The 560-nt window shown below is 53.2% G+C and carries 1 rRNA gene; it reads left to right on the top strand.

Annotated features, from left to right (window positions below):
- Positions 1 to 560, top strand: a 23S ribosomal RNA gene (locus J4645_RS22120); the annotation flags it as partial.

Genomic DNA, 560 nt, shown 5'->3' with positions numbered 1-560 from the left:
CATCCTCCAAGGCTAAATACTCCTGACTGACCGATAGTGAACCAGTACCGTGAGGGAAAGGCGAAAAGAACCCCGGCGAGGGGAGTGAAAAAGAACCTGAAACCGTGTACGTACAAGCAGTGGGAGCACCCTTTGGGGTGTGACTGCGTACCTTTTGTATAATGGGTCAGCGACTTATATTCTGTAGCAAGGTTAACCGTATAGGGGAGCCGGAGGGAAACCGAGTCTTAACCGGGCGTTAAGTTGCAGGGTATAGACCCGAAACCCGGTGATCTAGCCATGGGCAGGTTGAAGGTTGGGTAACACTAACTGGAGGACCGAACCGACTAATGTTGAAAAATTAGCGGATGACCTGTGGCTGGGGGTGAAAGGCCAATCAAACCGGGAGATAGCTGGTTCTCCCCGAAAGCTATTTAGGTAGCGCCTCGTGAACTCATCTCCGGGGGTAGAGCACTGTTTCGGCTAGGGGGCCATCCCGGCTTACCAACCCGATGCAAACTGCGAATACCGGAGAATGTTATCACGGGAGACACACGGCGGGTGCTAACGTCCGTCGTGAA

The sequence above is a fragment of the Salmonella sp. 32082101201600294FB01SM01 genome (genome assembly GCF_017572865.1).
Lineage (GTDB): Bacteria > Pseudomonadota > Gammaproteobacteria > Enterobacterales > Enterobacteriaceae > Salmonella > Salmonella enterica.
This window is presented reverse-complemented; position numbering and strand designations above follow the sequence as displayed.